The organism is Burkholderia sp. SIMBA_062, from assembly GCF_046534765.1.
In the GTDB taxonomy this organism is placed as follows: Bacteria; Pseudomonadota; Gammaproteobacteria; order Burkholderiales; family Burkholderiaceae; genus Burkholderia; species Burkholderia ambifaria.
The window spans coordinates 1-290 of sequence record NZ_JAWRYD010000193.1 but is presented as its reverse complement, the minus strand read 5'-3'; the positions used below and the strand labels follow the sequence as shown (position 1 = coordinate 290).

Annotated in this window: 1 protein-coding gene; it reads left to right on the top strand. The window is 71.4% G+C overall.

Annotated features, from left to right (window positions below):
* Positions 1 to 110 precede the first annotated feature (110 nt).
* Positions 111 to 290 (top strand): hypothetical protein (locus SB786_RS35990; RefSeq protein WP_410731543.1); only part of this gene is annotated, 180 nt, incomplete at its 3' end.

The following is a 290-nucleotide window of genomic DNA, read 5'->3' as shown; positions in this document are numbered from 1 at the left end:
CCTGCCGGCGTCGGCGTTGTCGCTGATCTTGCTGATCGTGTCGCTGGCGGCGCTGCTGCTGATCGCGGCGCGCGTGCCGCGCCGCCGCGCGGCTTGACGCGAGGGATGCGATGGATGCGCTGTGGCTCGACGCGCCCGACAGGCACAGCGGACGCGATGCAAGGGAACGACGCGAAGTGGGTGACGAGGACGAGGCGAGCGTGTCGAAAGACAGACGCGATGAGGCGCAGGCGGAGTGGGGCGGCGGCGCTCAGACGCGATCGTCGTCCCGATCCGCGGTGACGACGCCG